Source organism: Alcanivorax sp. UBA3183 (assembly GCF_002364155.1).
In the GTDB taxonomy this organism is placed as follows: domain Bacteria; phylum Pseudomonadota; class Gammaproteobacteria; order Pseudomonadales; family Alcanivoracaceae; genus Alcanivorax; species Alcanivorax jadensis.
Genome location: NZ_DEXN01000042.1, coordinates 1 through 7,135, shown reverse-complemented (window position 1 = coordinate 7,135; position 7,135 = coordinate 1). Strand labels below are relative to the sequence as shown.

8 protein-coding genes are annotated in these 7,135 nt (G+C 58.1%); 5 read left to right on the top strand and 3 right to left on the bottom strand.

Annotated features, from left to right (window positions below; all coding sequences use genetic code 11):
* Window positions 1–210: transaldolase family protein (locus B3Q33_RS12840; protein ID WP_414631552.1), on the bottom strand; the 210-nt coding region annotated here is incomplete at its 3' end.
* Window positions 211–401: 191 nt separating this feature from the next.
* Window positions 402–1,400 carry a tRNA dihydrouridine(20/20a) synthase DusA gene (gene dusA / locus B3Q33_RS12835; RefSeq protein ID WP_273010209.1) on the bottom strand — a complete coding sequence of 333 codons (999 nt, stop codon included), beginning with the start codon at window positions 1,398–1,400 and terminating at the stop codon, window positions 402–404.
* Between the two features lie 282 nt (window positions 1,401–1,682).
* On the opposite strand from dusA, the gene B3Q33_RS12830 reads away from it, so the two are divergent.
* The 4 genes from B3Q33_RS12830 to B3Q33_RS12815 all read left to right on the top strand — a co-directional run bounded on the left by B3Q33_RS12830 (window position 1,683) and on the right by B3Q33_RS12815 (window position 4,858).
* Window positions 1,683–3,167, top strand: a complete 1,485-nt coding sequence (locus tag B3Q33_RS12830; RefSeq protein WP_272997472.1) for a SulP family inorganic anion transporter — start codon at window positions 1,683–1,685, stop codon at window positions 3,165–3,167.
* Between the two features lie 10 nt (window positions 3,168–3,177).
* On the top strand, window positions 3,178–4,026 hold the full coding sequence (locus B3Q33_RS12825; protein WP_035244056.1) for a universal stress protein: 849 nt from the start codon (window positions 3,178–3,180) through the stop codon (window positions 4,024–4,026).
* Between the two features lie 55 nt (window positions 4,027–4,081).
* The gene (locus B3Q33_RS12820) at window positions 4,082–4,426 is read left to right on the top strand and encodes a TraR/DksA family transcriptional regulator (RefSeq protein WP_035244058.1); all 345 of its coding nucleotides are present in this window, start codon (window positions 4,082–4,084) and stop codon (window positions 4,424–4,426) included.
* Window positions 4,427–4,522: 96 nt separating this feature from the next.
* Window positions 4,523–4,858, top strand: coding sequence for a YnfA family protein (locus B3Q33_RS12815; RefSeq protein WP_035244060.1), 336 nt, complete (start codon window positions 4,523–4,525; stop codon window positions 4,856–4,858).
* 74 nt (window positions 4,859–4,932) lie between these two features.
* On the opposite strand, the gene B3Q33_RS12810 is transcribed toward B3Q33_RS12815, so the two are convergent.
* Window positions 4,933–5,412, bottom strand: a complete 480-nt coding sequence (locus B3Q33_RS12810) for a DUF4399 domain-containing protein (protein WP_273010208.1) — start codon at window positions 5,410–5,412, stop codon at window positions 4,933–4,935.
* Window positions 5,413–5,629: 217 nt separating this feature from the next.
* Here B3Q33_RS12810 and gltX point away from each other — a divergent pair, with 217 nt between their 5' ends.
* Window positions 5,630–7,117, top strand: coding sequence for a glutamate--tRNA ligase (gene gltX, locus B3Q33_RS12805; protein ID WP_272979810.1), 1,488 nt, complete (start codon window positions 5,630–5,632; stop codon window positions 7,115–7,117).
* The last annotated feature ends 18 nt before the right edge of the window (window positions 7,118–7,135 follow it).

Sequence of the window (7,135 nt, the reverse complement as noted above, 5' to 3'; positions counted from 1 at the left end):
CAGCCAGTCCATCTCGCCGCCATGACCGAGAGTGCGGCATAAATCTGCCGCCTGTTGCAGCATCGGCCGATAGCGTTCGTCACGGGCAGCCGCCAGTAGCAGGGAAGGGTTGGTAGTGGCATCTTCCGGCGCCAGTTCGGCGATCATGTCCAGATCACCGGTATCGGCAACCAGTGAGGTCCATTGGGCTAGCTGTTCGCGTTTGTTCACGGTATCCGTTCCTTTCAGTGTCATGGCGGGCGATAGGGTAAAGGCCAACTATGACAGGGGCTTTTCTGTGCCGTAGGAGCGGCGTTCTCTGTGTCCTGCGGTTATGGGCCGCGAACAGTTCCTGGGGAAGTGTTCGCAAGCAGATTCGCGGCTCTAGCGCCGCTCCTACGGAGGTATAACGTACTGACAGGCTAAGGCAGTTGTGCCAAAGCGTCCATGAGCACTTGCGGGGTGGTGTCCGGCTTGTGCATGTTTTCGCTCAAGTGTCGTCGGAAGCGACGGGCGCCCGGTTCACCCTGGAACAGGTTGAGAATATGGCGCAGGGAATGCTTGGGCGCATGGCCCAGTGCGTAGCGACGCTCCACATAAGGCAGGAATTGTTCGGCTACATCCCGGCGGCTGGGTACAGGGTGCTCATCCGCAAACACGATGCGATCCGCGTCGGCCAGGAAGTAGGGGTTCTGGTAAGCCTCGCGACCAATCATCACGCCATCCACGTCGCCCATGTGCCCATGCACCTCATCCAGAGTCTTCACGCCACCGTTAAGGACGATCTCCATAAGCGGAAAGGCCTGCTTGATGGCATAGGCGCGTTGATAGATGAGCGGGGGTATCTCCCGGTTTTCCTTGGGCGACAGCCCGGAAAGGATGGCCTTGCGGGCATGAATGGTGAGGCTGCTGCAGCCGGCCTGTTCCATGCGGGTCACAAACCGGTAGAGAAAATCGTAATCATCCTGGTCATCAATGCCGATGCGGGTCTTTACCGTCACCGGCACACTGACGGCTGCCTGCATGGTTTCCACGCACTGGCCCACCAGTTCCGGCTCGGCCATCAGAATGGCGCCGATCTTGCCTTGCTGCACCCGATCCGACGGGCAGCCCACATTGAGATTGATCTCGTCGTACCCGTATTGCTCGGCAATCCGGGCCGCTTCGGCCAGATCCCTGGGCTCGCCGCCGCCAAGCTGCAGGGCTACCGGATGCTCTTCGTCATTGAACGCCAGAAACCGCTCACGATCCCCGCGCAGTATCGCCTGGGCCACCACCATTTCGGTATAGAGCAGGGTGTGGCGGGTAATCAACCGGGCCAGAAACCGGTAGTCCCGGGTGGTCCAGTCCATCATCGGCGCCACGGACAGGCGTCGGTCCGGCTGTTGTAGTGGGGTTGTCGTTGTCAGAGTGTCATTCATGCAAGGCGGCAAGCGGGTGTCAGAGGGCATTATTGTCGCATGTTGTTGCGCGTGGGCGTAGGGGGGGACGGCGGCGTTGCCTGTCAAAGCCGGGTTAGCTCTGCTAGACTCCGCGCCTTTCCAAATCACTCGAGACTGTTCATGACCCTCCCACGGTTGAGTCCGCCCTAGTAGACAGCCCGTCTCCGGCTTTGCCGTATGGTGCTTTGCGCCATGTCATCCCGTGTTCTGCTGCTGCGCAGCATCTTTGTTTGTCGTAATTCCAAAACAGGATTGTTCTCCATGCTTCGATCTATTCAGCAGGAATGGTTCAGTAATATCCGTGGTGATTTGCTGGCCGGTTCCGTTGTTGCCCTGGCCTTGATTCCCGAGGCAATTGCCTTTTCCATCATTGCCGGTGTGGACCCCAAGGTAGGGTTGTACGCCTCCTTTTGTATCGCTGTAGTCATTGCGTTTGTCGGCGGGCGCCCGGGGATGATTTCGGCGGCGACCGGGGCCATGGCCTTGGTGATGGTGACCTTGGTGAAAGACCATGGCCTGCAATATCTGCTGGCGGCAACCGTGCTGACGGGTGTCTTGCAGATTATTGCCGGCTTCCTGCAGCTTGGTAATCTCATGCGTTTTGTCTCCCGCTCCGTGGTCACCGGCTTTGTGAATGCGCTGGCGATTCTGATCTTCATGGCGCAGTTGCCGGAGCTTGTTGGGGTGACATGGCATGTCTATGCCATGGTCGTGGCGGGTCTGGCGATCATTTATTTGCTGCCGCTGCTGACCACGGCGGTACCGTCTCCGCTGATCTGTATCGTCGTGATTACCGGCATCGCCATGTATCTCGGCCTGGATGTACCTACTGTCGGTGACAAGGGCGATTTGCCGGATAGCCTCCCGGTGTTCCTGTTGCCTGATATCCCTCTTAACCTGGAAACCCTGAAAATCATCCTGCCGTATTCACTGGCTCTGGCCGTGGTAGGCCTGCTGGAATCCATGATGACGGCAACCATCGTTGATGATCTGACCGATACCGATAGCGAGAAGAATCGCGAATGCAAAGGGCAGGGTGTCGCCAATATCTTCTCTGGTTTCCTGGGCGGCATGGCGGGTTGTGCCATGATTGGCCAGTCCGTGATTAACGTGAAATCCGGTGGCCGCAAGCGCCTTTCCACCCTGTTTGCCGGCTGCTTCCTGCTGGTGCTGGTGGTGTTCCTGGGCAAGTGGGTGTCCCAGATTCCCATGGCGGCGCTGGTGGCGGTGATGATCATGGTGTCCATCGGTACCTTCAGTTGGGAGTCCATTACCAACATGACCAAGCATCCGGCGAGCAGTACCGTCGTCATGCTGGCTACCGTGACTGCCACCGTAGCCACCCATAATCTGGCCATCGGTGTTGGCATCGGCGTGGTACTCAGCGCGCTGTTCTATGCCAACAAGGTGGGTCGTGTTTTCTATGTGCGTTCAGACCTTGATGAAACCAATAGCGGTCATCGTCATTACGAGGTTCTGGGCCAGGTGTTCTTTACCTCTGCGGACCAGTTCATTGCCTCCTTTGATTTCAAGGAAGCACTGGATAAAGTGACTATTGATGTGCACCGGTCCCATTTCTGGGATATCACCGCCATTGGCGCCCTGGACAAGGTGATCATCAAGTTCCGCCGTGAGGGTACCGAGGTGGAGTTGATCGGCCTGAACGAAGCCAGCGCGACTCTGGTGGATAAATTTGCCGTGCACGACAAGCCCGAGGCGGTCGAAAAACTCATGGGCGGCCACTAGGAGAAGAACAATGAGTGAAGTGATTGCCTGTATTGATGGTTCTCCAGCCGCGGCACGGGTTTGCGACTATGCCGTCTGGGCGGTGCAGCGCCTGAATGCGCCGCTGACCCTGCTGCATGTACTGGATCATTCCCGCTATCCGGTGGAAAGTGATCTCAGTGGCAACCTGCTGCTGGGTGGTCGTGAATCGTTGCTGACTGAGCTGTCCGAGCTCGATGCCAAGCGGAACAAGCTGGCCCTGGAGCAGGGCAAGCTGATGCTGGATGGCGCTGCCAGTCGTGCTATTGAAAAGGGTGTGGCTGAGCCTAAACAGCGCCAGCGTCATGGTGGCCTGGTAGAAACACTGGCCGGCATGCAGGAGCAGACCCGCATCTTGGTGATCGGCAAACTGGGTGAAGAACATGCCGGTGAGGCGGCTCAAGTAGGCGACCATGTGGAGCAGGTGATTCGAACCATGCACAAGCCGATTCTGGTTGTGCCGTCTGATTTCGCTGAACCTGGCAAAATCATGCTGGCCTTCGATGGCAGCCCGACTTGTCGTGAAGGCGTAAAACTGCTGGCCGCCAGTCCGCTGTTTCTGGGGCTGCCTTGTCATCTGGTCGCCGTGGGCAAGGACAAGCAGTTGTCAGAGGATCTGGACTGGGCTCGCGACACCCTGGAAAAGTCCGGTCACGAGGTGGAAGTGGCACAGCTGGAAGGCGACGTGGAGCCTGCCTTGCACCAATACCAGCAGGATAACGGTATTGATATGGTGGTCATGGGCGCCTATGGGCATTCCCGTATCCGCGAATTCTTCGTGGGCAGCACCACCAGCAAGATGATCAAGAACGCCACGGTGCCGCATCTGCTGCTGAGGTAAAGAGGTACCCCGGCGTGGTTGGTGACGTCGGGGGTATTGTCCCCTGGGGAGCCAAATGGAAGAGGCAGATCAGGAACACTTTCGCCGGAAACTGCTGGAAGAGAAGCAGGCATTAAGCGAAAAAAATGATGCGGCTGATTCAGCCACCAAACCGGTGGAGCTGGATCAGCAAAGCGTTGGGCGCCTGTCGCGAATGGACGCCATGCAGGGACAGGCCATGGCCCTGGCAACCCGTCAACGTCAGGAGCAGCGTTTGCGCCAGCTTGTTGCGGCGCTGCGTCGTATTGATGAGGATGATTACGGCTACTGCGAAGACTGCGGCAAGCCCATCAATCCCAAGCGTCTCGAGATTGATCCCGCCACCTTGTTTTGCCTTGATTGTGCCAGTGCCCGCGAATAGGCGGATATTTCCCGCTACACTCGCGGTACTTACCGTGCGCTGAACGTCGCGTGTGCGTTGCGGTGTGCTTATCTGACGATAGACCGGGAGGTTCTCTTGCCGGAGTTGAAGATTCTGGGATTGTTTCTGATCACGGCTGTCGCCGAGATCGTGGGCTGCTATTTGCCCTACCTGTGGCTGCGTGAAGGGAAGTCCGCCTGGTTGTTGATTCCTGCTGCGCTGAGTCTGGCGGCCTTTGCCTGGTTACTGTCTTTGCACCCCACGGCGGCGGGGCGGGTCTATGCGGCCTACGGGGGCGTGTATATTTTCGTAGCCATTCTCTGGTTGTGGGGCGTTGACGGTATCCGTCCCACGGGCTGGGATATTGTCGGGTCGCTGGTGGCGCTGACCGGCATGGCCATCATCATGTTTGCGCCTCGGCAGATAGGGTGACGCCTGAGGCTTGATGCCGGACCCCTGACGCGAAAAGAGAAACTTCTTGGCGTCTGAGGTCCGGCGTTTGACCCTCATTCCACGGTAATGGTGATCTTTTCAGACATTACCGGCGGTTCATGGGGCACGTGCATGTGATCACCCAGCAGCAATTGCAGGGTATGGGTGCCCGGTTCCAGTTCCAGCTCGGTTTCTGTCTGGCCCTTGCCGAAATGCACCACGTTGTCGTTGGCCGGCAGCGGGAAGTCCATGGCCGGCAGCTCGTTCAGGTCGATCAGCAGGTGGTGATGGCCAGAGTGTTCTTGCTCGGTGCCGGCGGGCGCCACGTCCATACCTTCCAGCCCGAATGTCACGGTGACCGGGCTGGTGACGGTGGCACCGTCAGCGGGACTGATAATGGTGGCCTTGGCATTTTCGGGCGCCATGCTGCGCTCAATGCCAGAAGCGGTGGATTCTTCCGCAGACATGGCTTTGGATTTTTGCGATTGCTCGACAATTTTTTCGGCGATGTCTTGTTGTTCCGGGGTTTCGTTATCTGAGCAGGCCTGAAGCATAGGAATGCCCACAATTAAGGCTGCAAGCAGTGGGTATCTGAAGGGAATACGCATTGTCTTTTCCTTTACGTCTTGTCGAGGAGATAACGCCCAGCAGTTGCTCGGTAGGCGAAATAATGATTCGCGTTCAACCTTAACAGAAAGCCGCTGCTCCGTGTCTATAAGCTTCCCGCTGTGACAGGTATAATCCGCGCCAGTTTGCACTATTGGAGTCAGCATGACCGTCCGCACCCGCGTAGCGCCGTCGCCCACCGGTGACCCTCACGTAGGCACCGCCTATATTGCCCTGTTCAATCGCTGTTTTGCCCACCAGCACGGTGGTCAATTCATTCTGCGAATTGAAGACACGGATCAGACCCGCTCCACGGACCAGTCCGAGCAGATGATTCTGGATTCGCTCAAGTGGCTGGGGCTGAGCTGGGACGAAGGCCCGGACGTGGGCGGCCCCCATGGCCCGTATCGGCAGAGCGAACGCAAGCATATGTACGCTGAGTATGCCGAGGCGCTGATTGAGAAAGGTCACGCCTTTAAATGCTACCGCACCAGTGAGGAGCTGGACGTCCTGCGTGCCGAATTGAAAGAGCAGGGCGAGAACCGGGCGCTGAAGCCGATGGATCTGGAACTGCCCGCCGACGAGCAGGCAAAGCGGGAAGCAGACGGTGCGCCTTACGTGATTCGCATGCGTGTGCCCACCGACGGCCGCTGTGAAATCCAGGATATGCTGCGCGGCACCGTGGAGCTGGACTGGGCGCTGGTGGATGCACAGATCCTGCTCAAGTCCGACGGCATGCCTACCTACCACCTGGCCAATATCGTCGATGATCATCTGATGGAGATCACCCATGTGATCCGCGGTGAGGAATGGCTGAACTCCGCGCCCAAGCACAAGCTGCTGTATGAATATTTTGGCTGGGAGATGCCGGCGCTGTGTCACATGCCCCTGCTGCGCAACCCGGACAAATCCAAACTCAGCAAGCGCAAGAACCCCACCAGCATCCTGTTCTATCAGCGTATGGGCTACCTGCCGGAAGCCCTGGTGAACTATCTGGGGCGCATGGGCTGGTCCATGCCGGACGAGAGCGAGAAGTTCACCCTGGCGCAGATGCAGGACGCTTTCGATATCAACCGGGTGTCCCTGGGCGGTCCCGTTTTTGATGTGGAAAAGCTGAGCTGGCTGAATGGCCAATGGTTGCGTGAGCAGAGCGACGAGCAGTTCCTTGATACCTTGCTGGACTGGGCCTACAACCGCGATTACGCCATGAAGATCATTCCCCACCTGCGTCAGCGGGTGGAAACCCTGTCGGACGTGGCGGACAAGGCAGCATTTTGTTTCAACGGCATGCCGGCGATCAGCGAAGCCAGCTTCGAGCACAAGCAGTATGGTGCCGAGGACATGAAGGTGTGGCTGCAGTACCTGCTGTGGGCCTATGAGGCACGCAGTGACTGGAACCGTGACGGTCTGTTTGCCGATGCCAAGGCCATCGCCGATGCCCTGGAAGTGAAGATCAAGGACTTCCTGTTTCCGGCCTTTGTGGCTATTGCCGGCACCAGCGCCAGCTTCTCGGTGGTGGATTCCATGGAAATCATCGGCGCCGACCTGAGCCGCGCTCGCCTGCGCAACGCCATCGAGGTGCTGGGCGGGGTGTCCAAGAAGCAGATGAAGAAGCTGGAGAAGGGCTATCGGGAAATAGCCGCGAGCCTCTAGCTACGAGCTACGAGCTAC

What these genes read in the sequence shown, in the direction of transcription:
- dusA (WP_273010209.1), bottom strand. Translation starts at nt 1,400, where the DNA reads ATGAATGACACTCTGACAACGACAACCCCACTACAACAGCCGGACCGA.
- gltX (WP_272979810.1), top strand. Translation starts at nt 5,630, where the DNA reads ATGACCGTCCGCACCCGCGTAGCGCCGTCGCCCACCGGTGACCCTCAC.
- B3Q33_RS12830 (WP_272997472.1), top strand. Translation starts at nt 1,683, where the DNA reads ATGCTTCGATCTATTCAGCAGGAATGGTTCAGTAATATCCGTGGTGAT.
- B3Q33_RS12825 (WP_035244056.1), top strand. Translation starts at nt 3,178, where the DNA reads ATGAGTGAAGTGATTGCCTGTATTGATGGTTCTCCAGCCGCGGCACGG.
- B3Q33_RS12810 (WP_273010208.1), bottom strand. Translation starts at nt 5,412, where the DNA reads ATGCTTCAGGCCTGCTCAGATAACGAAACCCCGGAACAACAAGACATC.
- B3Q33_RS12820 (WP_035244058.1), top strand. Translation starts at nt 4,082, where the DNA reads ATGGAAGAGGCAGATCAGGAACACTTTCGCCGGAAACTGCTGGAAGAG.